This is a genomic window from Thermodesulfobacteriota bacterium (assembly GCA_040753795.1).
GTDB lineage: Bacteria > Desulfobacterota > Desulfobacteria > Desulfobacterales > Desulfosudaceae > JBFMDX01.
Genome location: JBFMDX010000006.1, coordinates 54,559 through 79,037, shown reverse-complemented (window position 1 = coordinate 79,037; position 24,479 = coordinate 54,559). Strand labels below are relative to the sequence as shown.

At 56.6% G+C, this 24,479-nt stretch carries 25 protein-coding genes; 17 read left to right on the top strand and 8 right to left on the bottom strand.

Translation table 11 applies throughout. The features are described from left to right. The first annotated feature begins 14 nt into the window (after positions 1-14). From rpsB to AB1724_09250, 13 genes are all read left to right on the top strand, one after another. On the top strand, positions 15-914 hold the full coding sequence (rpsB, locus tag AB1724_09310; GenBank protein ID MEW6077998.1) for a 30S ribosomal protein S2: 900 nt from the start codon (positions 15-17) through the stop codon (positions 912-914). 47 nt (positions 915-961) lie between these two features. Then, positions 962-1,558: a translation elongation factor Ts gene (tsf, locus tag AB1724_09305; GenBank protein MEW6077997.1), complete on the top strand. Its 597-nt coding sequence runs from the start codon at positions 962-964 to the stop codon at positions 1,556-1,558. 5 nt (positions 1,559-1,563) lie between these two features. Then, positions 1,564-2,283 carry a UMP kinase gene (pyrH, locus tag AB1724_09300; GenBank protein ID MEW6077996.1) on the top strand — a complete coding sequence of 240 codons (720 nt, stop codon included), beginning with the start codon at positions 1,564-1,566 and terminating at the stop codon, positions 2,281-2,283. A 51-nt stretch (positions 2,284-2,334) separates the two neighbouring features. Continuing rightward, positions 2,335-2,892, top strand: a complete 558-nt coding sequence (frr, locus tag AB1724_09295) for a ribosome recycling factor (GenBank protein ID MEW6077995.1) — start codon at positions 2,335-2,337, stop codon at positions 2,890-2,892. Beyond that, positions 2,882-3,625 (top strand): isoprenyl transferase, encoded by a 744-nt coding sequence (locus AB1724_09290; GenBank protein MEW6077994.1) that lies wholly within the window; start codon positions 2,882-2,884, stop codon positions 3,623-3,625. Before frr ends, AB1724_09290 begins: the two co-directional genes overlap by 11 nt. Positions 3,626-3,667: 42 nt before the next feature. After that, positions 3,668-4,525 (top strand): phosphatidate cytidylyltransferase, encoded by an 858-nt coding sequence (locus AB1724_09285; protein MEW6077993.1) that lies wholly within the window; start codon positions 3,668-3,670, stop codon positions 4,523-4,525. Beyond that, positions 4,522-5,670, top strand: a complete 1,149-nt coding sequence (locus AB1724_09280) for a 1-deoxy-D-xylulose-5-phosphate reductoisomerase (GenBank protein MEW6077992.1) — start codon at positions 4,522-4,524, stop codon at positions 5,668-5,670. The genes AB1724_09285 and AB1724_09280 overlap by 4 nt, the downstream gene beginning before the upstream one ends. Before the next feature lie 13 nt (positions 5,671-5,683). Then, a complete protein-coding gene (gene rseP / locus AB1724_09275) occupies positions 5,684-6,745 on the top strand; it encodes an RIP metalloprotease RseP (protein MEW6077991.1) in 1,062 nt (353 codons plus the stop codon). 83 nt (positions 6,746-6,828) lie between these two features. After that, positions 6,829-9,825 carry an AIR synthase-related protein gene (locus AB1724_09270; GenBank protein ID MEW6077990.1) on the top strand — a complete coding sequence of 999 codons (2,997 nt, stop codon included), beginning with the start codon at positions 6,829-6,831 and terminating at the stop codon, positions 9,823-9,825. Further along, positions 9,822-10,652, top strand: coding sequence for a phosphoribosylformylglycinamidine synthase subunit PurQ (locus AB1724_09265; GenBank protein ID MEW6077989.1), 831 nt, complete (start codon positions 9,822-9,824; stop codon positions 10,650-10,652). Before AB1724_09270 ends, AB1724_09265 begins: the two co-directional genes overlap by 4 nt. An 88-nt stretch (positions 10,653-10,740) precedes the next feature. Continuing rightward, a complete protein-coding gene (locus AB1724_09260) occupies positions 10,741-11,190 on the top strand; it encodes an MOSC domain-containing protein (GenBank protein ID MEW6077988.1) in 450 nt (149 codons plus the stop codon). Between the two features lie 77 nt (positions 11,191-11,267). Continuing rightward, complete coding sequence (locus AB1724_09255) at positions 11,268-11,828, top strand: hypothetical protein (protein ID MEW6077987.1); 561 nt, start codon at positions 11,268-11,270, stop codon at positions 11,826-11,828. 744 nt (positions 11,829-12,572) lie between these two features. After that, entirely contained in the window at positions 12,573-13,082 is a 510-nt protein-coding gene (locus tag AB1724_09250) for a hypothetical protein (GenBank protein ID MEW6077986.1), read from the top strand. Between the two features lie 336 nt (positions 13,083-13,418). On the opposite strand, the gene AB1724_09245 is transcribed toward AB1724_09250, so the two are convergent. The 5 genes from AB1724_09245 to AB1724_09225 form a co-directional block, all read right to left on the bottom strand. Beyond that, a complete protein-coding gene (locus AB1724_09245) occupies positions 13,419-14,072 on the bottom strand; it encodes a cation transporter (GenBank protein ID MEW6077985.1) in 654 nt (217 codons plus the stop codon). 41 nt (positions 14,073-14,113) lie between these two features. Further along, positions 14,114-14,512, bottom strand: a complete 399-nt coding sequence (locus AB1724_09240; GenBank protein MEW6077984.1) for a DUF2914 domain-containing protein — start codon at positions 14,510-14,512, stop codon at positions 14,114-14,116. Between the two features lie 59 nt (positions 14,513-14,571). Then, positions 14,572-15,408 (bottom strand): OmpA family protein, encoded by an 837-nt coding sequence (locus AB1724_09235; GenBank protein ID MEW6077983.1) that lies wholly within the window; start codon positions 15,406-15,408, stop codon positions 14,572-14,574. 127 nt (positions 15,409-15,535) lie between these two features. Next, positions 15,536-15,949, bottom strand: a complete 414-nt coding sequence (locus AB1724_09230; protein ID MEW6077982.1) for a hypothetical protein — start codon at positions 15,947-15,949, stop codon at positions 15,536-15,538. 11 nt (positions 15,950-15,960) lie between these two features. After that, positions 15,961-16,317, bottom strand: coding sequence for a cyclophilin-like fold protein (locus AB1724_09225; protein ID MEW6077981.1), 357 nt, complete (start codon positions 16,315-16,317; stop codon positions 15,961-15,963). Between the two features lie 110 nt (positions 16,318-16,427). Here AB1724_09225 and AB1724_09220 point away from each other — a divergent pair, with 110 nt between their 5' ends. The 4 genes from AB1724_09220 to AB1724_09205 all read left to right on the top strand — a co-directional run bounded on the left by AB1724_09220 (position 16,428) and on the right by AB1724_09205 (position 20,986). After that, a complete protein-coding gene (locus AB1724_09220) occupies positions 16,428-17,642 on the top strand; it encodes a GDSL-type esterase/lipase family protein (GenBank protein ID MEW6077980.1) in 1,215 nt (404 codons plus the stop codon). 67 nt (positions 17,643-17,709) lie between these two features. Next, positions 17,710-19,569, top strand: coding sequence for an SGNH/GDSL hydrolase family protein (locus AB1724_09215; GenBank protein MEW6077979.1), 1,860 nt, complete (start codon positions 17,710-17,712; stop codon positions 19,567-19,569). 43 nt (positions 19,570-19,612) lie between these two features. Beyond that, complete coding sequence (locus tag AB1724_09210; GenBank protein MEW6077978.1) at positions 19,613-19,771, top strand: DUF5989 family protein; 159 nt, start codon at positions 19,613-19,615, stop codon at positions 19,769-19,771. Positions 19,772-19,981: 210 nt separating this feature from the next. After that, entirely contained in the window at positions 19,982-20,986 is a 1,005-nt protein-coding gene (locus AB1724_09205; GenBank protein ID MEW6077977.1) for a sensor domain-containing diguanylate cyclase, read from the top strand. 27 nt (positions 20,987-21,013) lie between these two features. Here the strand turns inward: AB1724_09205 and thiM are convergent, their stop codons facing one another. Genes thiM through AB1724_09190 form a run of 3 tightly spaced genes read right to left on the bottom strand, consistent with a single transcriptional unit; the run spans position 21,014 to position 24,476 of the window. Beyond that, a complete protein-coding gene (thiM, locus tag AB1724_09200) occupies positions 21,014-21,811 on the bottom strand; it encodes a hydroxyethylthiazole kinase (GenBank protein MEW6077976.1) in 798 nt (265 codons plus the stop codon). A gap of 16 nt (positions 21,812-21,827) precedes the next feature. Further along, positions 21,828-22,754: an exopolyphosphatase gene (locus tag AB1724_09195; protein MEW6077975.1), complete on the bottom strand. Its 927-nt coding sequence runs from the start codon at positions 22,752-22,754 to the stop codon at positions 21,828-21,830. Between the two features lie 21 nt (positions 22,755-22,775). Beyond that, positions 22,776-24,476: a hypothetical protein gene (locus tag AB1724_09190; protein ID MEW6077974.1), complete on the bottom strand. Its 1,701-nt coding sequence runs from the start codon at positions 24,474-24,476 to the stop codon at positions 22,776-22,778. Positions 24,477-24,479 lie beyond the last annotated feature (3 nt).

Genomic DNA, 24,479 nt, shown 5'->3' with positions numbered 1-24,479 from the left:
TAAGGAGAAGAAACATGAGCTATTTGTCGATGAAGGAGTTGCTGGAGGCAGGGGCGCATTTCGGGCATCAGACCCGTCGGTGGAATCCCAAGATGAAGCCGTATATATTCGGCGCCCGCAACGGGATTTACATTATTGATCTGCAGAAGACGGTCCGGATGTTCAAGGACGCCTATGATTTTATCGTGCAGGTCGTGGAAAGCGGCAAGCCGGTTCTGTTTGTCGGTACCAAGAAACAGGCCCGGGAAGCGATTTACGAAGAGGCCAACCGCGCGGAAATGTTTTACGTTCATAACCGCTGGCTGGGCGGAATGCTGACCAACTTCCAGACCATCAAAAACAGCATCGAGCAACTGCAGCACCTGAATGAAATCGTCAACGACGGCTCGATTGAAATGTATCCCAAGAAGGAGCAGTCCAAACTGGGCAAAGCACGCGTCAAACTGGACAGCGTGCTGGGCGGCATTCAGCACATGACCAAGCTGCCGGGCGCGCTGTTCGTGGTGGATACCCGCAAGGAAGCCATCGCCGTCCGGGAGGCCCATCGGCTTAATATCCCGGTGGTGGCCACGGTGGACACCAATTGCGATCCGGATGAAATCGATTATGTTATCCCCTGCAATGATGACGCCATCCGCGCCGTCCGCCTGATCGCCGGGAAGATCGCCGATGCCTGCCTGGAAGGCGCCCAGCGCCGGGCGGAGAAGAAACAGGCGGTGGCCGATAAGGATGTGGAAGAAAAGCCCGTAGCCAGGCCGGGAGCCGAAACCCTTCAGGCCGGTGGACGTGAAATTATTTCGGACGGTTCCGACGGCCCCATCGTCGAGCGGATCAGAAAATCCGGTTTTTCGTCGATAGCGGATTACCAGGAAGAAGAAGAGGACGACCTCGGCGAAAACGGCTCGGGCAACTAACAAAGCGGATCAATAGCTTTTAGCTATATATGGAGGAACAGACAAAAATGGGAACAATCAGTGCCAGCATGGTCAAGCAGCTTCGGGAGCAAACCGGTGCCGGAATGATGGACTGCAAAGAAGCGCTGACCGGATGCGATGGAGATATGGAAAAGGCGGTTGATTTCTTGAGAAAAAAAGGCTTGGCCAAAGCCGCCAAACGCGCCGGCCGGGAAACCGCGGAAGGGATTATCGATTCTTATATTCACATGGGCGGCAAGATCGGCGTCATGGTGGAAGTCAACTGCGAGTCTGACTTTGTGGCCAAAACGGATGATTTCAAGGCCTTTGCCCGGAATATCGCTTTGCATATCGCGGCCACCAATCCGGCCGGTATCGAGCCGGAAGACGTCTCCGAAGCCGTGATCGAGAGGGAACGGCAGGTGTACCGGGAGCAGGTTCTGGAAATGGGCAAACCGGCCAATATGGTGGACAAGATCGTGGAAGGCAAAATAAAGAAGTTCTTCCAGGATGTCTGCCTGATGAATCAGGCCTATGTCAAAGACCCCAATATCACCATCCGGGATTATATGAATGAAACCGTCGCCAAAATCGGAGAAAGCATCCGGATCAGGCGGTTTGTCCGGTTTCAGCTGGGAGAATAATTCTCTTGGATACCTCCCGCTATAAACGAGTTCTGATTAAGCTCAGCGGCGAAGCGCTCATGGGCGATGAAAACTTCGGCATCAGCCCGAAGATGATCAAGTATATGGCGGAGGAAGTGGTGTCGGTCGCCCGGATGGGCGTCCAGGTGGCCGTGGTCGTGGGCGGCGGCAATATTTTCAGGGGAGTCGCGGCCAGCTCCTTCGGTATGGACCGTACCGCCGCCGATCACATGGGCATGCTGGCCACGGTTATCAACAGCATCGCTCTTCAGGATGCTATTGAAAAAACCGGGTTTGGGACACGAATCCAGACGGCCATCGCCATGCATGCCGTGGCCGAACCGTATATATTGCGGAGAGCCCTGCGGCACCTGGACAAGGGCCGGATCGTTATTTTCGCGGCGGGTACCGGCAATCCTTATTTTACCACCGATACCGCGGCCGTTTTACGGGCCGAAGAAATCCATGCCGAGGTCTTTTTAAAAGCGACCCGGGTCAACGGTCTGTATGATTCGGACCCGGAAAAATCCAGCGACGCCAAGTTTATCAAGAAAACAACCTACATGCATGTCCTGAAAAAACAGCTGGGCGTCATGGATTCCACCGCCATCTCCCTGGCCATGGATAACAGCCTGCCGCTGGTGGTTTTTTCCATCAAGGAACCGGGCAACCTTCGGCGCATCATCTGCGGAGAAGATATCGGCACGCTGATTGTCCGAGAATGATCGGACAATAGGCGGCTTTGTCAATCGTAACGTCAAGTGAGGTCATTAACCATGATCGATCTGGTTTATGAAGAGATGGAAGAGAAGATGGAAAAGACACTGTCCAAGTTCAGCGGAGAGATGCGGAAAGTGCGGACCGGCCGGGCGTCCCTCTCCATTCTTGACGGTGTCATGGTGGACTATTACGGTACTCCCACGCCGCTGAATCAGCTGGCCTCTCTGTCGGTTCCGGAAAGCCGGATGATCGTCATTCAACCCTGGGACGGGAACGCCATCAAGGACGTGGAAAAGGCCATTCTGCAGTCCAATATCGGGTTGACGCCGAACAATGACGGCAAAATCATCCGTCTTTCCATCCCGCCCCTGACGGAGCAGCGCCGCAAGGAAATCGCCAAGCAGGCCCGCCAGATCTCCGAGGATTACAAGGTGGCCCTGCGGAATGTCCGGCGGGATGCCAATGAAAACCTGAAGCAGTTGAAAAAAGATGGCGATATCTCCGAAGACGACGCCGTAGTCGCCAAGGACAAGGTCCAGGAAATCACCGATAAGTACATCAGTCGGATTGACGCCGCCTACCAGGAAAAAGAGAAGGAAATACTTGAAGTCTAATCGGCCTGATCCGGACACCTCCGGCCTGGACAGCGACAGGCTTCCGGCGCATGTCGCCATCATCATGGACGGCAACGGCCGGTGGGCCAAACGCCGTTCCCTTGATCGTCTGGAAGGCCATCGCCGGGGGGTGGAGACGATTGAAACGATAATCCGCTTCTGCCGGAACATCGGCCTCGCTCACCTGACCCTGTTCGCGTTTTCCACGGAAAACTGGAGCCGGCCCGCCTATGAGGTGGCCGGCATCATGACCCTGTTGAAAGAGTTCCTCCGCACCCGGCAGGAAGAGCTGCGGGAGAACGGCATCCGGTTCAACGCCGTGGGCAATCTCGGGATGCTGTCGGAGGATGTCCGGCAGGTGCTGGATGAAGCCGGGTCCCTGACCGCCGATTGCCGAAAGATGGTGCTGACCATCGCGTTAAGCTACGGCGGCCGGGATGAGATTATCCGGGCCGTCAAGCGGATTGCCGCCGACGCGGTCGCGGGCAGGATCGATATAGACGGCATCGATGAACAGCAGGTGGCCGCCTATCTGGATACTCATGATCTGCCGGATCCGGATGTGCTGATACGCACCAGCGGTGAAATGCGGATCAGCAATTTTTTACTGTGGCAGCTGGCCTACACGGAGATTTTTGTCACCAATACCTTTTGGCCGGACTTCGGGCCGGATGAACTGGTTCGTATTCTCAAGGAATACCAGACGCGGGAACGCCGTTTCGGAAAAGTGTAGCCCGCGCTTCTGCCGGAATCGAAATAGGGGAGGAAAAACCGCGTGAAAAAACCGGATGCATCGCATGCCAAACGGTGGGTGACGGGCCTCGTGCTGGCCCCGCTGCTGATCGTCACGATTCTGGCTTCGGCCAACTGGTTTTTCGCCCTGTTCATCTGCGCCGTCTGCTGCGTCGCGTTGTACGAATATTACCGCATCGCCCTGCATGTTTCCGGGACCTCGTTTTTCACCGTTATTCCCATGGCAGGTTGCGGAACTGGTGCGGCCATCGTGCTGTCGGCGATATGGGGGCGTTTTGACGTCATCTGCGCGCTGGTTTCCTGCCTGTTCATCTTTTCCGGCGCCGGCGCTCTCAGCCAGTATAAACGAAGACCCGATGCCATGAACCGGGTGGTCATGCAGGTGATTGCCATGGTCTACCTGGCCCTGCCGTTGGCCTTTCTGGTCATGCTTCATCAGGATCCACGCGGAAACACCTGGATCCTGATGATGTTTTTTCTGGTGTTCTGCGGGGATATCGGCGCTTACTACGCCGGCACCTTTTTCGGCCGGCACAAACTGATCCCCGAGGTCAGCCCCGGCAAGACCATTGAAGGCGCCTTCGGCGGGATGACGGCCACGGTCGGTATCGGCTGCCTGATCAACCTGGCGCTGCCCTTTTTGCCCTGGGGCATGGATATGCCCCGGTTCCCCTGGGTGATGGCGCCGCTCTTCTTCGTGGTGGTCAGCATCTGCGGCCAGGCCGGTGACCTGTTTGAATCGCTTTTGAAACGGGAGGCGGGCCTCAAGGATTCAGGTGTCATTTTTCCGGGGCACGGTGGTCTGCTGGATCGGGTCGACGCCGTTCTTTTCGCCATTCCCATCGTTTATCTCTTTAAAGAATTCGTGTTCGTCTCATGAAAGGCCTTACCATACTCGGCTGTACCGGCTCCATCGGCAGAAACACGCTGGAAATCGCGGCCGCCTTTCCGGAGCGGTTTTCCGTCAGGGCCCTCTGCGCCGGCCGGAACGTGGAGCTGCTGGCGGAACAGGTCCGTCGGTTTTCTCCGGAAACAGCGGCGGTGGTCGACCAGGCCGCTGCCCGCGACCTGGCCGGTCGTCTGGGCCCGGGAAGGACGGTTCAGATCCTCCATGGGGAGGAGGGATACCGGGAAGCCGCTTCGCTGCCGTCCGCTGACATGGTCGTTTCCGCCATGGTGGGCGCGGCCGGCCTGGCACCTACGCTGGCCGCCATTGAAGCCGGCAAGGCCGTCGCCCTGGCCAACAAAGAGGTGCTGGTCATGGCCGGGGAAACGGTCATGTCCCTGGCCGCCGCCCGGGGCGTGCCCGTCCTGCCCGTCGACAGCGAGCACAGCGCCATCTTCCAGTGCCTTCAGGGCCATGACCGGCGTTTTCTGTCACGAATCCACCTGACCGCCTCCGGGGGGCCTTTTTTAAATTCCAGCCGTGATGCTATGGCGGCGGCCGGACCGGTCCAGGCCTTGTCCCATCCCACCTGGCAAATGGGGAAAAAAATTTCCATCGACTCGGCTACCCTGATGAACAAGGGGTTGGAGGTCATTGAAGCCGTTTTTCTCTTCGGCGTTCCGGCGGACAGGATTGAGGTGGTGGTGCATCCCCAGAGCATTGTCCATTCGCTTGTTTCCTTTGTCGACGGGTCCATGCTGGCGCAGTTGTCCCTGCCGGACATGAGAGGGGCCATTGCCTATGCCCTGTCCTACCCGGAGCGTCTTCCCGCGACCGGACCGGTTCTGGACCTGGCGGAGTTGGGCCGGATGACGTTTCAGCGGCCTGACCGGGAGCGTTTCCCCTGCCTGGATCTGGCTTATGAGGCGGCCCGCCAGGGCGGCACCATGCCGGCGGTGATGAACGCGGCCAACGAAATCGCCGTGACCGCCTTTCTGGAGGAACGCATCGGCTTTTATCGGATCCCGGCCCTCATCGAGGAGGTCATGGCCCGGCATAAGGTGGTGACAGCACCGGCCGTGTCTGATATTATACACGGCGATGCCTGGGCCCGAGAGACGGCCCGGGAGTTGGTTTAGAGAGGAGTAAATTTTGACAACAGTCTTCGCCTTGATTATTGTGTTGGGCGTCCTGATTTTTTTTCATGAGCTGGGCCATTTCATCATGGCCCGCCTGTTCGGCGTGGGCGTGGAGCGATTCTCCCTGGGATTCGGTCCCCGGCTGTTCGGTTTTCAGCGCGGCCGGACCGACTACCGGGTGTCGGCCATCCCTCTGGGCGGCTATGTCAAGATGGTCGGGGAGGATCCCGGGGACGAGATCGCCGAAGAAGATATTCCCGAATCATTCACCCACCAGCCGGTCTTCCGCCGGATCATGATTGTGGCGGCCGGCCCTTTTTTCAACCTGCTGCTGGCCGTTCTGATTTTTTTCGCTTTATACCAGACATACGGTGTTTTCTGGCTGAAGCCGGTGATCGGTGAAGTCAGTGCCGATATGCCGGCGCAACGGGCCGGCATCATGCCCGGGGATCTGGTCGCTGCCGTTAATGACCAGCCGATCAAAACCTGGGAAGAAATGGCGGCCATGATCGACGGCAGCGGCGGTCGTGAACTGACGCTGGTGATCGACCGGAGAAGCGATAAACTCACCCTGTCCGTCACTCCCGCCATGGTTGACGGCAAAACGATTTTCGGCGAGCCCCGTAAACGCTATGTGCTGGGCATTGTCGCTTCCGGAGATGTGGTCCGGGAAACCATCGGCCCGGTGGCGGCCTTTTCCAAGAGCCTGGAATCCACCTGGAACATCATCCGGTTGACGGCGCTCGGCCTGGCCAAGATGGTGACCGGCGCCTTGTCCACCAAAGAGCTGGGCGGACCCATCCTGATCGCGCAGATGGCCGGCAAACAGGCTGAAGAGGGGGCCGGGAGCCTGCTGGCCTTTATGGCCTTTATCAGCGTCAACCTGGCCATCCTCAATTTTCTGCCCATCCCGGTTTTGGACGGCGGCCATCTCCTGTTTTACGCTATTGAAGTGATCCGCCGCAAGCCGGTGGACACGAAAACCCGTGAGGTCGCCCAGCAGTTTGGGATGTTCGTTCTTATTTCCCTGATGATTCTGGTTTTTTATAATGATATCACCCGGCTCATGGAATAATTAATTGTCAGGCATCCAGCGGAGCGCAAACAAGACGCGCCGCTGATGCCTGATTAAATATAAAAAAGGAGGCGGAAAGCGGCATGGCCCATCGTCTGGAAATAGCCCTGCGGGCCGATTTGACCGATCCGGCCGGGGAAACCGTCCGAAAGCGGGCGGCGGCCTACTTGTCCATTGAACTGGCGGCGGTGCGGGTCGTCAGCGTCATCACCATTGACGCCGATCTGGACGATCGGCAGCGGACGGCCGTGGGCGACATCTTCACCAACCCGGTGACGCAGGTCTCTTCCTGGGAGCCGCTGGCCATTCCCTTTGACTGGGTCATCTGGGTGGGGTACCGGCCGGGCGTCAAGGACAATCCCGGCGATACGGCCCGGGAAGCCATGGCCGACTCTCTGGGCGCCGCCTTTGCCAGCGACACCGGTGTTTTCACTTCCCGTCGGTATTGCCTCCAGTCCTCCAGCCTGACCGCCGCGGAAGCGGACCGCATCGCCCGGGAACTCCTGGCCAACGACACCATCGAGCAGTGCCGGATCTATTCCCGCAAGGACTGGAACGACCTTACGGGTATCGGCCTGATCATTCCGAAAGTGAAACTGGATCATGAGCCAACGGTGACTGTGATCCCCGTGGCCTCGGACGCGGAACTGATGGCCGTCAGCGAACGGCGCAACCTGGCCTTGAATCCCAACGACGTGCCCACCATCCGGGAGTATTTTCTGCGGCCCGAGGTGCGCGCCCGGCGGGCCAAAGTGGGCCTGTCTGATCCCACCGACATTGAGATCGAGTACATCTCCCAGGCCCGCAGCGACCATTGCAATCACAACACCTTCGGCGGCCTGTTCCATTACCGGGATCTTTCCACCGGAGAGTCGCGGACCATCGACAGCCTGTTTGTCACCTGCATCCGGCAGCCGACCCTGGCGCAGAAACGGAAAAAGTCCTGGGTGGTGTCCGTGCTATGGGATAACGCCGGCGCGGCCCGGTTCGACGACGGCCACAACTACGTCATCACCGGCGAGACCCACAACTCGCCTTCCAACATCGAAGCCTACGGTGGCGCCATGACCGGCATCGTCGGCGTCTACCGGGACCCCATGGGCACGGGCAAGGGCGCCCGGCTGGTCATGGGCGGCTACGGCTTCTGCACCGGCCACCGGGATTACGCCGGCGACCTGAAGCCCCGCCTGCACCCCCGGCGCCTGCTGGACGGCGTGGTCGAGGGCGTCCGTGACGGCGGCAACAAGAGCGGTATTCCCACCACCTTCGGCCAGGTCTATTTTGACGACGGCTACCTGGGCAAGTGCCTGGTCTTTGTTACCGCCATCGGCATCATGCCGGCGACGATCAACGGCGCGCCGTCCGAGGAAAAGAAACCCCTGCCCGGCGACTGCATCGTCATGTGCGGCGGCCGGGTCGGCAAGGACGGCATTCACGGGGTCACCGCCTCCTCGGAGGTCTTTTCCGAGAACACGCCGGCCGGGCACGTGCAGATCGGCGACCCCTACACCCAGAAGAAGATGCACGACTTTCTGCTGGAGGCCCGGGACCGGGGGCTGATCAATTTTATCACCGACAACGGCGGTGGCGGCCTGTCCTCGTCCGTGGGCGAGTCGGCCGGGTTTGCCGGCGGCTGCGAAGTCTGGCTGGAAAAGGTACCCCTGAAGTACCAGGGCCTGGACCAGTGGGAGATATGGGTGTCCGAATCCCAGGAGCGTATGACCGTGTCCGTGTCCCCGGGCCACATCGACGCCTTCCTGGCCCTTTCCGCCAAGCACGCCGTGGAATCCACGGTCATCGGCAAATACACCGATTCCGGCCGCCTGCACCTGCTCTACAACGGCGTTACCTGTGCCTATATCGATCTTGAGTTCATGAAGGCCGATTTCCCCCAGTGGGTGTTTGAAGCGGAATGGACTTCGCCGGACATGCGGGGGGTGTTTGAGCCGGTGCTGGGAGCGCCCCGGGATTTCAACGCCCTGCTGGCCGACATGCTGGCCCGGCCCAATATCTGCAGCCGGGAATGGATTCCCCGGCAGTACGATCACGAGGTCCAGGCCGGCAGCGTGGTCAAGCCCCTGACGGGGGTTCGCCGGGACATCCCCTCGGACGCGGCCGTGACCCGGCCGGTGCTCTCGTCCGACCGGGCCATCGCTTTTTCCCAGGCACTGCTGCCGTCCTACTCGGTCATCGATACCTACGCCATGGTCGCCTGCACCATCGACGAGGCCCTACGGCGGCTGATCGCCGTGGGCGCGCCGCCGGAGGAGATCGGCGGAGTGGACAATTTCTGCTGGCCCAACATCCAGTACGACGCCCGGACCAACCCCGACGGCAAATACAAGGCCGCCCAGCTGGTGCGGGCCTGCCTGTCGCTCAAGGAGACCTGCGACGCCTTCGGCATCCCCCTGCTCTCGGGCAAGGACAGCATGTACGTGGACGGTCACCTGCCGGGGCGCTACGGCGAGACCCACAAGGTATCGGCCCTGCCGACCATGCAGTTTTCAGCCACGGCCGTGGTGCCGGACGTGTTCAAGTGTGTCACCATGGATGTCAAGACCGAAGGCGATCTGGTTTACATCGTGGGGGAAACGGCCGATGAACTGGGCGCCTCGGAATATTACGCCCTGCTCGGCCATATCGGACGGAACGTGCCGACGCTGGCCGTTGACAAGGTTTTACCCGTTTACCATCAAATGTTCGCGGCCATTACCCGGGAACTGGTCGCTTCGGTTCACGGCGTTTATCGCGGCGGCCTGGGCGTTCACCTGGCCCTGGCGGCCATGGCCGGCGAACGGGGGCTGACCGTGGACCTGGCCCGAGCGCCTCAGGCCGGCTGCCTGTCCGACGCGACCCTGCTGTTTTCGGAAAGCCCGGGGCGATTCATCGTCACGGTGCCGCCGCGGTGCCAGACGGATTTTGAGGCCCTGTTCGCAGGCCATCCCTGCGCCCGCGTCGGGACGGTGGGGGCGGAACAGGGTGATCTGATTATTACCGGTGCAAACGGCCGGACAATTATATCCACGGGGATCGGGACGCTGCGGCGTGCCTGGCAGAATCCGCCGGGGGGAGCAGTATGAGCGCGAAAGTCAACGCACTGGTGTTATGCGGTTACGGGTTGAACTGTGACCATGAAACAGCCCATGCCCTGGAACTGGCCGGCGCCCGGGCGCAACGGGTGCATATCAATTCCCTGATTTCCCGGGAAGTCACCCTGGACGAATTCAAGATCATGGCCTTCGTGGGCGGCTTTTCCTGGGGTGACGACCACGGCGCCGGCGTTATCCAGGGCCATCGTTTCAAGACGCGCCTGGGCGACGACCTGATTGATTTTATTTCGCGCGGCGGGCTGGTCATCGGCATTTGCAACGGCTTCCAGACACTGGTCAACCTGGGGCTGCTGCCCGGTTGCGACAACGACTACCGCACCCGCTCGGTGGCCCTGATCGCCAATGACTGCGGCCGTTTCCGCAACGACTGGGTGCACCTGCGCGTCAACGACGCCTCACCCTGCGTCTTTACTTCCGGCATGACGACCTTTGATCTGCCGGCCCGTCACGGGGAGGGCAAGTTCTTCTGCGAACCGGAGATGCTGGCCCGGCTTTCGTCCGGCAACCAGATCGTGCTGCGCTATGCCGATGAAGGCGGCCAGTTGGCCAAAGGCCGGTTCCCCGAGAACCCCAACGGCTCACTGGACGACATCGCCGGTATCTGCGACGCCACCGGCCGGGTCTTCGGCCTCATGCCCCATCCGGAAGCGTTCCACCACCCCACCAACCATCCGGCCTGGACCCGCCGCAAGGCGCAGGCGCTCCGCCAGGGACGGCTTTTTCCCGAAAGTGCCATGACCGACGGGGTGCGTCTGCTTAAAAATGGCGTGGATTTTGCCGCCGGACAACAGGCCTGATGCGACGGGAAGCGGCTCGTTCTTGACAGCCATACCACATTGTGGTATTGGTCATGACCGGTGTCAATTTTGTCAGGAAAGGGAGCCGATGATGATGCGGGTCGTGTCGCTGGCCGTCAGCAGGAAGAAGGGAACGCCGAAAACCCCGGTGAAGGAAATTTTTTTGAAAAAGGAGCACGGCGTGGAAGGAGATGCCCACGCCGGCCCATGGCACCGGCAGGTCAGTTTTCTGGCCACGGAACAGATTAAGGCCGCCTGGTCCAGCGGTCTGGACGTGGATTTCGGGTCCTTTGCTGAAAATATCGCCACTATCGGCGTGGACTGGGTCACCCTTCCGGTGGGAACGCGGGTGCGCCTGGGCGAAACAGCCGAGGTGGAGATCACCCAGATCGGCAAGGAGTGCCACAATAAATGCGCCATATTTTATAAGGCCGGAGACTGCATCATGCCCCGCCAGGGGGTTTTCGGCCGTGTGCTGAAAGAAGGCCTGGTTCGGCCGGGAGATTCAATAGAAATCATCGGGGAACACCAGGCTTGACTCCCGGGATTCCTAACGCAATGGGATAAAGGGAATTTGTCAAGCAGGGATGTTCCCGGGAAGAACGAGGAGGAATCATGCGTCACAGAATGAAAACGGGAGTGGTCGTACTGGTCATCATGTTTTTTATGAATCAGGTGTGTTTTGCCGATCCGTCGGCGCTTCTGGACTGGCGAAAAGACATGCCTTCCCTGGGAGACACTCTTGCCATGGGATCCTGGCGGGCGGAGGCTCCCTGCAGCGAATGCCCCCCTAAAAGCGTTTCCAGAAAACCGGCCGGCAACTCAATCAATTTAACGGATCTGCACAAGTACCTGGGCTTTTCGGCGGCGGGTCTGGTCGCACTGGCGGCGGTAACCAATAGCAGCAAGGGCATTCATTATGGAGCGGCTTACGGCGCGACGCTGGCAGCGGCCGGCGCCGTAACGACGGGCTACATGGAATACCAAAACCGGTTCACGCCCGAAGACGGTCTTTATTCCCGAGATAACGCCCATATCATTCTCGGCACGCTGGGTGCCCTGGGCTGCCTGGCGTCCATCTTTATGGCGGATTCCGACGGCGGCGGTGGTCATGCCGGCGCCGGCATCTTCGGCGGCGCCGCCATGGCCGCCTCCATCATCACCATCAAGTGGTAAGGCAATCTCTTAAAATTGATGGCTTCGTAAAAAGTCCAATATCTGCGTTGCGCTGCATCCTTCGGGATTTGCGACGCCTTGATCCTGGACTTTTTACTTTTCCATCAAAATTGAAATTAATCGTTTTTTAATATGTTCAGTGGAAGCCCTGGCTCCCATTGGCGACCGCCGTTGCCAAAAGTGTGGTTGTGAGCGCCATTGAGCCTTTTGGGAAAAAGCCGGATGGCGTCATCCGCGAGGAGCGTTTCTCGCTGTCTGAGGGTGTAGACAGATCTTTCAGAAAAATCCGGCTCAGCCCGAGTTCGAGAAACGCCGTGGATGAGGACAGCCGCCCCAAAAGGGTCAGGCGCGAACAAACATGCTTTTGGCAATTCCGCATGCTATTTTTTCACCAGCAAATTTTGTTCACGAACAGGGATCGCATTCGTAAAAAGGGATTTTGTCCGCTCCCCGATCATTTTGGGCGGGATCAGGAAACTTCGCTGAATTTCTCGAACTCGGGCTGTTCAATATTTCATGAAATGTCCGGACTTCACCCTCAAACAGCGAGAAATCCCTGACGCGAAGTTCCCTGATCCCTTGCTTCCCAAAATGCCCGCAGGTCGCTAACAAAAAACCCTTTTCCGAACGCGGCGAATTTAAAGCTTCGGCAACGATTATAGGGATTTATCATTGTTTTCCATGTGTCTCCTTGATATGAAATACATGACAACTTTCTACTTAATTATAATGTTAGAGGTATGAATGCCGAGAAAATCACAGCCAGTATTTCTAATCTTTTTTTTAATCATGTTGCTTTTTGGCTGCTCAAAAAGTAGCCAGTCACCATCTGATTATTCAGATTCTTTGATTATATTGAATGGTGCATCAAATGTTAGATATGAAAAATTAAACGGGACCGACCAAGTTTACTACAAAGTTTACGCGGAATACCCGGCAAATGAGAACATTGCCGAACTCAATCGACGGTTGGATGCCAAAGGATGGAAGCAACTCAAGACGGATTGGCTCAATCCAGAAATTCCAACCTCACATGTAAGGGGTTGGACCGACTTCGTGGACGGTACGACAAAGCCGAATCAAAAAGTATATTCATGGAATTCTGATTGGACGAATAGTAACGAAGATATGTTGATTTTTACCCTGAGGTATAGCCATCCATTAGAAGAGACTCCCAATAGAAATGAACTGAACGTAATAGGCATTTTTATAGCGGAAAAATTAGCGAAACAAACTCTGAAGAACGTGAAATAATACGAGCAACCAGCAGGAAATAAGGAAATGAACCTCTAACCATCTGCTGTTGGGGATGGCGAGGACCATGCCGCACCAAAGCAGCACGTTCTTTTCTCCTGGCAAATAGTTTGTCCAAATGATGCCGGAACCCCCAGTGAATAATAGCCGGGCTTCAATCCCTCATCGAGGTTTAACGCATTCGACAGGCTTTATTACGGTTGTTCACTTGGACCCTTGAATCCTTGACCCATTGAACCCTTCCGAAGCACATCGGCTCAACCGGGAAGCTTGTGCAGTTGCTCTCCAACCAATCGGGAGAGGATCCGATTATTAACCCGTACATCAAGTGGTGACCTATAAAAGCCGGTCCGGTGGGAGGGTATTTTCTTCCGGCCGGCAGGCGCAGGAGGATCCGGTCTTCTGTGCCGCGGCTTCTTTTAGAATGCGGATGCCGCCGCGCAGCACCACCGCTCCGATGATCAGGCCGATGACCAGGTCCGGATAGCGGCTGCCCAGAAACCACACCAGCCCGCCGGACAGGATGACGCCGGCATTGGCGATGACATCGTTCTGGGAAAAGATCAGCGAAGCCCGCATGTGCACGCCGTCGTGGCGGTGTTTCGCGATCAGCCGCAGGCAGATGGCGTTGGCGATCAGGGCGATAACCCCGACGCCCATCATCAGTCCGCTGACCGGGTCGCTGCCGAGGATGAACCGCCGCACCACATCCGCCAGGACCAGCAGGGCCAGAACAATCTGGGAGAGGCCGCTGAACCGGGCGGCCCGGGTTTTCATGGCGGCGCTTTTGCCCACGGCATAGAGGCTGATGGAATACACGGAAGCGTCGGCCAGCATGTCCAGGGAATCGGCAATCAGGCCGGTGGATTCGGCCAGCAGCCCAAGCGCCAGTTCGAACACGAACATGAAGGCGTTGATGCCCAGAACGATCAGGAGCGTTCTCCTCTCCTGATCATTCCGGGCCTCCATTTCACAGCCGCATCCGGACATCAAGCAACCTTAAAAAAACGCCAACGGTTACAGAATTGGCGCTACTCGTTGATCGTGAAAGCCTTGCTCGTCAGCACCGCGCCGTCAACGGCTACCACATCCACCCGCCACTGGCCGGTCATGGTATTCGGGATCTGCTTAACGGACCAGGTCCGCCAGGTTTTTGCGCCCATGTTCAAGGCCACCTTGAGCGTTTCCTTGTCGTTGTAATACCAGACATGAGAGACGCTGGCGCTGTCCTGGCCGGCACTCAGTTTGGTGAAGCAGTAAAGCTGGCCGATGTCACGGGCAAAGGCTTCTCCCGCGCCGACCGGCTGACGTTCCTGAACGCCGGTGCAGATCTGAATATCATCCACGGTAATTGTAGCCCCTTCCTGGGCCATGCCCAGGACAGGCAGAAGCATGATAATGGCAATAATTAAAGCGGATTTTGTTTTCATGGGTTCTCCTTGTATTAGGGTTATGATAATCCGTTGACCTGATTTTACCTATTCCGCGTTTACTGCTTGACCAGTTCCACTCGCCGGTTTTTGGCCCGGCCGTCCTCGCTGTCGTTGCTGGCCACCGGCGCCAGGGGCCCGACGCCCTGGCCGGTCAGGCGACCGGCGTCGATGCCGTGTCCGCCCACCAGGGCCTGGACTACGGCCTCGGCCCGCTCCCGGGAAAGCTTCAGGTTCAGGTCAAGGGAGGCGGTGTTATCGGTGTGCCCCACCACGTAAACTTTGAGGCCGGGATCGGCCTTGAGCAGTTTGGCGATTTCGGCTACGGCGGCTTCGGATTCGGGTTTCAAAGTCGCCTTGCCGGTGTCAAAAAAAATGCCCGGCACCTCCACATGGCCGGCGGTGTTCAGGCCGGATTTGAACAGTTCGGCGCTGGCGACCACTTCCTGGGCCATGGCCTGCTTTTCGATGATGATCAGCATGTATCCCTTGTTCCAGGCGGTATCCACCTGGGCCCAGATCTCCTTGCCGTCTTTTTCCACTTTCAGCCAGGTGTACCGCTGGTCTTCAAACAGGACCGTTCCGCCTATCTTTTTGATGGCTTCCTGGTGATTGCGGATGATGGCCAGGGGGCCGGGGTATTCGTTGCCTTCATGAATCTGGTATTTGATTTCAAAGCGCTTGCCCTCCACCGTCACGTCCGTCCCTTTGCCGGTTTTGAACTTGAAACTGTCGAAAGGAAGCGTTTTGCAGTAGACCAGGCGCATGTTGGTCATGCGGGTGAACAACGGGTGGTCGGAACAACCGGCCGTGTCCGCCTGTGGCGCGGCGTTGACGGCGGCGGTAAAGGCCAGGATCAGGACGGGTAACAAAAGGGATACGCGGGGACGGCGCATAATAAACTCCTTTGATAATAGATCATTTTAAATTACAAGCTCCGGCCTTATGGCCCGGATCCGGGCCATAGTAAAGTTATTGTAGAGAAAGCGGCCGTTTTTAACAAGAAGGATTTCCGAACCGGATTCATCCCCTTCGGCGCCAGCTTTCCGCGACCAGAAAGCAGACCGTGACGAAGGTCAGGACGGCCGGAATACCGATCATCCAGCACAGGGGCAGGACGGCAAAAACCATTCCGGAGGAGTGGTGGGGATGAAGCACCGCCGGGATATAAGCCGTCAGCGACAGAAAGGCCAGCAGAAAGGCCAGCAACGTCATGGTCGGACGTAAGGCAGGCGATCTTACGAATCTGCCGGCGAGATGGCTGCCGATTCCCATCATCAGAAAAGGCGCGGCGGACCAGGACATGTAAAACACGCTTTCCCGAAACCAGTGCCAGCCATAGTTGGCCAGGCAGGCGGTCGCCGAACCGGCCAGGCCGGTCGTCAGGAGCACCAGTTCCAATATGTTCCAGATCATGGCGGATCGTGGCGAAACCATAGGTATTCTCTCTATCCAGCTTTCAACCGGATGGTCACGGCATCAACGGACGGGTTTTCCAGGAGCCTTGTCCACTGGCTGCCGGTTATCTGCCCGATGTACTCCACCGGCCAGGCCGGCGTCTGGCCGAAAAATATGCACACATAATGACCGTTGCGGGTGTAGGCGATTCCGCCTTCAGGGATGGCCGGCACCGGATCCTCTTCGCCGAGGTCCATGCCGATAGATCCATACAGCTCCCTGCCCCACGACGTCAGGCTGACCGTCAGCGGCAGGCGTTCCGCGAATTTTTGAGCCATGGCGGTGTCAAACAGTCCGGCTTCAAGAACAAATACCCCGAAATCCAGTTCGATCCGTTTGTTCTTCATGCATTCTCCCTCTGAATTTATCATCAGGCCCTCATCATTTTTTAGAATACTATAGATTGACACATCAGTAAAATTGGCTATGATTCTCAACTGGAGGAGGATTATTAGCTGTGATAGCCATCGGTCCGGTCCGAGAAATCTTTCCACGCCTGAAGGAAAAGATCAAAGCAGGGATTATTCCGTTTGCTGTTGTTGCGATATCAACGGTTCTGGCTGTCCTGGGCGCGGATACCGGACTGCGGATATTCGGCGAAAAATTGTTTTATTATCGGCCCCACGAGATGTTCATCAATCGCTGGCCGAAATTGCCGCTGATTTCCCGGTACAAAAAAGACGTCCGGTATGAGGGTGAGACTTACGGTGATCTGGCCGCCATGCTCGGCGACGCGAGTTTTCGAATAAAGCGGCGGGTCGTATTTGAAACGGATTCCTTCGGGTTCAGTAACAGCCGGGAGGTCCGGGATGAAGATGTATATGATGTGATTGTTCTGGGGGACTCTTTCGGGGTCGGCCTCGAAACGACGCAGAGCCGCACCTGGGTGGCGCAACTCCGGGAACGGTATGACGCCAGGCCATACAACCTTTCCATACCCGGGTCCCCGTGGCAGAGTTACGTTAATTTCGCCCTGGAGGCGGACAGGCTGCGGGTTGATGCCGGGGCGTTGGTTCTGGTGACGCTGTTCTCGGGCAATGATCTGGATGACGACTATTATGAGGGCGGGAAAACCGACCTGGCGGAGTTACCGTGGAATGACGGCTGGGGCGCCCTGGGGGTCCGTGCCGGCAGTTTTGTGCGGCGGTCGCCTATTGTCATGCTGGCGGAAAAACTCCGCCTCGGCAACCGGTCGGCGCCGCAGGTGCTGGCCCGGCAGCTTCCGGACGGCCGATCGGTGCTGTTTTATGAACCTTATGTCATCAGCCGGGACCGGACCAGGTCAATGGCCTTTGGCCATGCCAACTACCCCGCGCTTGTCAATACCATCCGGGGCATTCAGAAGGCGGCCGCGGCTCACGGCTTACAAACCGTGGTTGTCCTGTTCCCCGCGAAGGAAGAGGTGTACGACTGGGTGGTCGATGGCCGCCGGCCATGGGATCAGGCAAAGCGTCAGGGGGGCCTGGGCGAAGCGCTGGCGGAATCCTGCCGGGAGAATGGGTTGAGGTTTGTTGACCTGGCCCCGTTTTTAACCGAAGCCGCGGAAAAAGAATGGAATGATTCCGGTGACCTCATTTATTGGCCGGACGATACCCACTGGAATGAAAAGGGTCATGCGGTTGTGGCGGATATCATTCACGAGGTAGTGTTTCCAAAGTCTGCCGGGCCATAAGGCGATGAACCGGCAAGCAAATTTTATCCTTATCCTTAGTAAATTGTGATCAATCGGGGGGGGCAGGATGGATAAAGAACCGGTATTTCACGCCGGATCGCATAACGCCGGAGAGAAGATCAGCGCCGGGAAAAAGGCGCTTTTCAACATGATCTTCTGTTTACTGATCGTCATTATTCTTGTTCTGACCGAAATCGGGTTGCGGGTCGCCGGCTATGGCATTGACACCCGTCCGTTTATATCTCCCCGTTATCTGGAAGACACCTATATAACCAACGTTAATCTGTTTAAAAAATATTACCCCCGCCGGGCGCTGACCAGACCGGACACGGTTCCGGATATGATGTCAGTCAACAAATTTTCCCGGGAAAAGGCCGCCGCGACACTGCGGGGTTTTATCGTCGGAGAGTCGACTGCCCAGGGGTTTCCGTATCAGCCCAATCAATCGTTCGGTAAAATGACCGAACTGGCCCTGGCGGCCGGCGGCAAATACGAAAAAGTGGAAACGATCAACCTGGGGCTAAGCGCCATTACCAGTTATTGCGTCAGGGATATGGCATCCAAGATTTTGGCCTATCAGCCGGATTTTCTGGTCATTTACGCCGGACATAATGATTATTACGGAACGATCAGCGCCACCACCGGTGGAAATTATGTTACCAAAACTCTTTATCTGGCCCTGGCGGAAATCCGCATTTTTCAGTTTTTGTTCAACCTCCGGAACATGATTCACCCGCCCCCGGAGTATGCCACGCTAATGGAGGAACAGTTCAGTCAGCAGCGCATACCGCTGAAGCCTGAAATGGACCGGGAAGTGGCCGTTAATTTCGTCAAAAACATCGATGCCATTGTAAAGCAGTACCGGCGGCACAATATCCCGGTGATCATCATCGAGCCGGTCAGCAATATTTATGATATGCCGCCGTTTTCCGGCGAGAAGGATGACGATTTTAAAGATTTTATTCAAGATTATGCCGCCGTCGTCAAGAGCGGAAAGGTTCAGGATCTGGCGTCTTTTTACCAGGAGCGGATGTCACGGGAACAGGTCGACGGCAACGCCAACGTCCGTTATCTTGATGCCCTGGCCCGGAAAAAATTAACGGGGAAAACGGATCGCGCTGATTTTATCGCCGCCAGGGAACTGGACGCCATCCCTTTCAGGGCCAAGGAGGTCCTGTTGAAAAGCTTGCGCGATTACTGCCGTGACCATTCATCGGACAATCCCGGATTGTGCCTGATCCCCCTGGGAGAGATCATGGCGCAATTGAACGGAGAAGCCGCCTTCGGAAACGAATTCTTTATCGATCATGTGCATTTTACCCAGGCGGGTCAGCGGCTGGTCAGTCGGATCCTGGCGGAGCGGATCGCCGATATCTTCAAGTTTAACGAGGCGGAGAAGGGCAACGTCACGGATTTTTATCGGGACGACGTCTTGATCGATCAGGTGATTCATTGTCTGCCGGCTTGCCGGACCCAGGTTTATCGAACCATGAGCTCATTACGGGAGCATTCTCCCTATAATCAGATGCTGATCCCTTACCACCGGGAAGATGTGGACGGACTGACCGAGGCGGATGTTGACCCGCAGATGGTCAAAATACTCCAGGATTCCCAGTCAAAGAAAATGGATTATCCGGTTATCCTGGCGGCGTTGAATGTCAACCAGGGCCGTATTGAGGAGGGCCGACAATATCTGGATCTGTACCAGTGGATATACCCGGGAAATTACCGGCCTTATCTGATCCGGGCCCGATTCAAAAAAACTTTTACGAAAGATATCGGCGAAATCATTGCCGATTATGAAACGGCGTATCTGCTTTCCGATAAACTGAAAATGATCTATGACGAGGTCGCTGCTTTTACGGGGGAAAACGCCAGAGAAGACCTCATGGCGCGGATCGACAAGCATGGCGACCCGGTTGAATAGGGCGTTCTATTCATGCCCACGAGCATATCCAAAGGAGGCTGAAATGACACCGGCGAATCTGGTCAGGGAGTTCTTTGATTACCTGGGGAAAAACAAAAAACTCTGGTTGATACCGATTGCCATTATCGTATTGCTGGTCGGCATGGTGGCGCTTTTTTCCCAGTCCCAGGGCATTGCGCCATTCCTTTATGCGCAACCCTGACACCAGACCGTCCGAGGTGAATCGGGGTGAATCGTGATCCGCCGTTCGGTGCCCCTGATATGGCCCAGGCCATGATGGTTATTGCACGGATCCGCGGAAAGCCAGAACCAAACCAGGATAGGGTTTGAAAACCACTGGAAAATGTGATAAGCGGAAAGAATAACGTTGTAGGTTTCCCTTAAGGCAACCGCTTGCCCGGAGCCGTATCAGATGTCTTCTTATGCCCGCCAGTTGATGAACTGTGTCGAAATCGGCAAGGCCGTCACCTCGGCCGCGAACATGGAGCAGATTACCACCGTTATCCTTAAACGGATCAGCGAGCTGATTCAAGCCAGCAACTGGACCTTATATCTTCTTGATCATGAAAGGGGAGAACTGACCTTTGCCCTGGTCATGGGCCTGGACCGGGACCTGATAAAGGATCATCGGATTAGGCTGGGGGAGGGTATCGCCGGCAGGGTGGCGCTGACCGGCGAGCCTATTTTCGTGCGGGACCGTGTCAACAGAGACCCCCGCTTCAATCCCCACATCGACGCCCTGACGGGATTTAAAACCGAATCGGTTATCTGTGTGCCGTTAAAAGTTCATGATCGTGTTATCGGTGTTCTGGAGGTGATCAATCCCCAGGATACTTCCCTTTTTGAGGATGACTTTCAGCCGATCCTGTCGATCCTGGCGGATTTTACCGCCATCGGCATCGTCAATGCCCGCGTTTACGAGGAAATCAATCGTCTGGTGATTACCGACGATGTTACCGGCTGTTACAACACCCGTTTCATGCATGACTATCTGGCCCGGGCGATCGGCGACGGACGTGAGGTTTCCCTGGTATTTCTGGACCTGGATGACTTCAAGGCGGTGGTGGACAGGCACGGGCATCAGCTTGGCAGTAAAATGCTAAAAGAGGTGGCCGCCACTCTGGTCGCCGGCATGGATCCGCAGGACCGGCTGATTCATTACGGGGGCGATGAGTTTGTCATCATCCTTCCGGAACAGGACAAAACGGCTGCTTTTGTCAAGGTGAAGCGGATAAGGGAGACCTTCGGCAACACGGTTTTTCTGCGGGAGGAGGGCCTTGACATCGGTATCAGCGCCAGCTTCGGTATTGCCAGTTACCCTCAAGACGCCCCGGACCAGAAAGGCCTGCTGCAACTGGCCGACAACGCCCTTTACAGCAGCAAGGACAGGGGCAAGAACACCATCACCGTGCTATAGGCGGCTAATGACGTCCATGGCCCACGTTCATGCTTTCAGCCGCTGTTCAATGTCGGGTTGCCCGATCCGGTAGAGGGCATCAATGAAGTTGACCTGAAAACTGCCCGGGCCCGGAGAGGTCTCTGCGGCCATTTCCCCGGCAATTCCCATGACGGCCATGGCATGGGCCGCGGCCATGCCATAGTCGGGGTTGACCGCGGCAAAGGCCCCGCAGAGGGCCGAGGCCGAGCACCCCAGGCCTGTTACCCGCGGCATCAGGGGATGGCCGTTGTTGACTTTGATGACGGCCCGGTCGGACACGATATAATCAACGGCGCCGGTGACGCAGACCACGCAGGAAAACTGATGGGCCAGGCGCTGAGCCGCATGAACGGCCTGGTCAGATGAGCTGGTGCTGTCGACGCCCCTGGTAGCCGCGCCCGCCTCGCACAGGGCCAGGATCTCCGATCCATTCCCCCGAATGATGGAAGGCCTGGCCTTTCGCAGCAAATCTCCGGCCGTCCGCGTCCGGTACGGCGTGGCGCCCGCCCCTACCGGATCCAGAACGATGGGGATTCCCCGGAAGCCGGCTTTACTGGCCGCCCGGAACATGGCCTCTATCCAGGTGTCGCTTAAGGTACCGATGTTGATGACCAGGGCAGCGGCGATTCCGGCCATGTCCGCCACTTCCGGCAGCCCATGAGCCATGACCGGCGAGGCGCCGATGGCCAGAAGCGCGTTGGCCGTGGTGTTCATGACCACGTAGTTGGTGATGTTGTGGATCAGGGGCGCAAGGTTTCTGATTTGTTCGATATCCCTGAAAATGGCTGACGCCGTGAGGGCCATGGAGTTTTTCCTGTGCTCAAATTTTGTTATCAGCGATTATCCGGGAAATGATTTCCTCAATGGACCTGTCGGCGCTGTCGATGGGAAGCTGGCAGGTGCCGACTTTGTGATGGCCGCCGCCGCCGTACTTGAGCATCAGGGAGCCCACATCCGTTTTGCAGGTCCGATTGATGATGCTGTGGCCGCAGGTCACCACCACGTTCTGTTTATTCAGTCCCCACATGATCTGCACGGAAATGTTCTGGTCCGGGAACCAGGCGTAAAGGATAAAGCGATTGCCTGTATAAATTTCATCCTGATCCCGGAGATCGGCCACGACGACGTTTTCACGAATGACCGCCGTGTCTTTTAACATCTCCTGGAACTGTTCTTCCTGCTTGAAATACCGGCGGATTCTCTGCTGGACATCTTCCAGGGCCAGGATTTCATCTATGGTCCTGGACCGGCAGTGGTCAATCAGTTCCATCATCAACTGATAATTACTTATCCGGTAGTCCTTGTAACGGCCGAGTCCGGTACGGGGGTCCATGATAAAAGAAAGCAGGCACCATCCCCTGGGTTCTAAAATTTCATCGACCGTAAAGTCGGCGGTATCGGCCTTGTCAACGGCGTTGACCAGCTCCGTAAAATGGATGCTGGAGAATTTTATCGCGCCGCCGTAATACTCATAGATCACCCTGGCGGCGCTGGGGGCGGATGGATCGCAGGCACCTTTAAACTCACCGTACTCCTTGCGTTCGCTTTCGCTGGAGTGATGGTCAAACCAGAGCCCGCAACCCTTGACATAGGGGACGTTGGCCAGTACATCGTTTTCATTAACCGCGACTTTCCCGTCCTGAACATCCTTGGGATGAACAAATTTGATGTCGTCGATAACACCTACTTCCTTCAACAATACCGCACATCCCAGACCGTCAAAATCCGATCGCGTTAACAGTCTCATGATTCCTCTCCTCCCATCGTGTTACGGCATATATATTTTCAGGTAGATATTGGCGCCTTTTTCATCGCGGAAGATATCATGCGAATACCCTTCCGGCACCATGTCAATCATGTCCGCCTCGTCCCGGAGAATCAACTCCCATTCGCCGCCGTAATCCATAAACGCTCTGGCGAAGCAGTTCCTGTGGACGTTGGTGACGATGATGACGCCTCCCGGATCGGTGTGCCCCATCATGTAGCGGATGATCCGCTTGCAGACCTTTTTAGAAAAATAATCGAACATGCCGGCGCAGTAGGTGAGCGCGTATTTGGCGTCGACGGGGTCCTTATCCCGGCCCACCAGGATGTTCAGGAGATTGCGGTTGATCGTGACCAGGTCAAGGTGGCTCACGTCCAGATACTGAAGGTGGTCTTTAAAGTCGACCAGCGCGAACGCATCCATGTCAAGCAGGGCGGCCCGGACCGGTTTCTCGGGAGTAAAATCCGTCTGCTCCACGAATCTCAAGATTTCCTCGCCCGGCCCGGAGCCCAGGGCAAAAAGAGAAAACGGGCCTCTGCTTTCCTGATACATGGTCACAATGGTGTCGTAAAGGAAATTGATCCGGTCCTGGTGGGCGGTAACGGCATCCAGGCTCAAGGCCAGCCGGTTGATCATTTTTCCGAAAAGCGTGTCCCCCTTGTAGGGGTCATCGAAAAACTGTTTGATGATTTCAAAGTTACCGGCATATCCCCTGTCTTTATCAATAACGGAGGCCACAAACGGAGAGGTCCGCAAAAAGGGCTCCATGTTTTCCCGGAAATACTGTTTAAAAAGGAGGCTCTGCTTTCTGTCCAGGGGATCGGTTATGGCATTCAGCCGCTGGATGAAGGTGAACATATCCTGCTTCACGAATGGTTCGATTTCTTTTAAGAAAAAGATCTGTTCCTCGGTTTCCCGGTACCTTTTTTTGACGCTTTCGGCGTCAAGCCGCTGCCTCAGGCGTGCCATATACATCCGCCAGTCTGATATCAGGGCCTTGAAGTCGTCGGAAACATCGTCGTACTGTCTCAATGCTTCGAGCCAGGTCTGCGCTTCTTCCCGGTCTTTAACGGTTTCCGAGATATTTTCAATATAGGGCACGTCAAGAAATTTTTTTGAGAATTGAAGAATCAGTTCGGTCCCGTCTTGCTTTTTCCGAATGACATGGGCAGTGTCGTCCAGCAGGACATTCCCGAGGGACTCGATCACCAGATGGACTCTGTCTCCCGGGCTCATGCCGTCAGGCCGTTCGTACGGGAACGTCAGCCGGATGGACGACGGGGTATAGTCGGCCACCAGTCCGCTGATGGTTTCACCGGAGGTGGTTTCCATATCCCGGATAAAGGCGTTCATCTGGATGGTCGGCATATAACGGGAGGCTCTTATTCTCCCCAGAAGGGAATGCACGACTTTGTTGGTCACAAAAGAGGCGCCGACTTTCATGTTGACGTTGTCGAAATTTCTGGCGTAGACCACGGTCCCCGATGCCTCGATGATTTTTTTCCCCTCCGCATCGAGAAAAACAATGTTGTTTAGCGACAGGTTCTTGTCAAAAAAGCATTTCCCCTTTTCGCACAGGAAGGAAAATCCTTTCACCGACAGATCATGCACCGGGTAGCTGTCGGATGAATTCTCAAACCGGCACCTTGTCTGTTTAACACTTTTTCTCCGGGCTTTTCTGATCTCCTCAAAATGGTCGGTCATATT

Coding starts and splice junctions, on each gene's coding strand:
- rpsB (MEW6077998.1), top strand. CDS start 15: ATGAGCTATTTGTCGATGAAGGAGTTGCTGGAGGCAGGGGCGCATTTC.
- tsf (MEW6077997.1), top strand. CDS start 962: ATGGGAACAATCAGTGCCAGCATGGTCAAGCAGCTTCGGGAGCAAACC.
- frr (MEW6077995.1), top strand. CDS start 2,335: ATGATCGATCTGGTTTATGAAGAGATGGAAGAGAAGATGGAAAAGACA.
- AB1724_09280 (MEW6077992.1), top strand. CDS start 4,522: ATGAAAGGCCTTACCATACTCGGCTGTACCGGCTCCATCGGCAGAAAC.
- AB1724_09270 (MEW6077990.1), top strand. CDS start 6,829: ATGGCCCATCGTCTGGAAATAGCCCTGCGGGCCGATTTGACCGATCCG.
- AB1724_09265 (MEW6077989.1), top strand. CDS start 9,822: ATGAGCGCGAAAGTCAACGCACTGGTGTTATGCGGTTACGGGTTGAAC.
- AB1724_09260 (MEW6077988.1), top strand. CDS start 10,741: ATGATGATGCGGGTCGTGTCGCTGGCCGTCAGCAGGAAGAAGGGAACG.
- AB1724_09255 (MEW6077987.1), top strand. CDS start 11,268: ATGCGTCACAGAATGAAAACGGGAGTGGTCGTACTGGTCATCATGTTT.
- AB1724_09250 (MEW6077986.1), top strand. CDS start 12,573: ATGCCGAGAAAATCACAGCCAGTATTTCTAATCTTTTTTTTAATCATG.
- AB1724_09245 (MEW6077985.1), bottom strand. CDS start 14,072: ATGTCCGGATGCGGCTGTGAAATGGAGGCCCGGAATGATCAGGAGAGG.
- AB1724_09240 (MEW6077984.1), bottom strand. CDS start 14,512: ATGAAAACAAAATCCGCTTTAATTATTGCCATTATCATGCTTCTGCCT.
- AB1724_09235 (MEW6077983.1), bottom strand. CDS start 15,408: ATGCGCCGTCCCCGCGTATCCCTTTTGTTACCCGTCCTGATCCTGGCC.
- AB1724_09230 (MEW6077982.1), bottom strand. CDS start 15,949: ATGGTTTCGCCACGATCCGCCATGATCTGGAACATATTGGAACTGGTG.
- AB1724_09225 (MEW6077981.1), bottom strand. CDS start 16,317: ATGAAGAACAAACGGATCGAACTGGATTTCGGGGTATTTGTTCTTGAA.
- AB1724_09215 (MEW6077979.1), top strand. CDS start 17,710: ATGGATAAAGAACCGGTATTTCACGCCGGATCGCATAACGCCGGAGAG.
- AB1724_09210 (MEW6077978.1), top strand. CDS start 19,613: ATGACACCGGCGAATCTGGTCAGGGAGTTCTTTGATTACCTGGGGAAA.
- AB1724_09205 (MEW6077977.1), top strand. CDS start 19,982: ATGTCTTCTTATGCCCGCCAGTTGATGAACTGTGTCGAAATCGGCAAG.
- thiM (MEW6077976.1), bottom strand. CDS start 21,811: ATGGCCCTCACGGCGTCAGCCATTTTCAGGGATATCGAACAAATCAGA.
- AB1724_09195 (MEW6077975.1), bottom strand. CDS start 22,754: ATGAGACTGTTAACGCGATCGGATTTTGACGGTCTGGGATGTGCGGTA.
- AB1724_09190 (MEW6077974.1), bottom strand. CDS start 24,476: ATGACCGACCATTTTGAGGAGATCAGAAAAGCCCGGAGAAAAAGTGTT.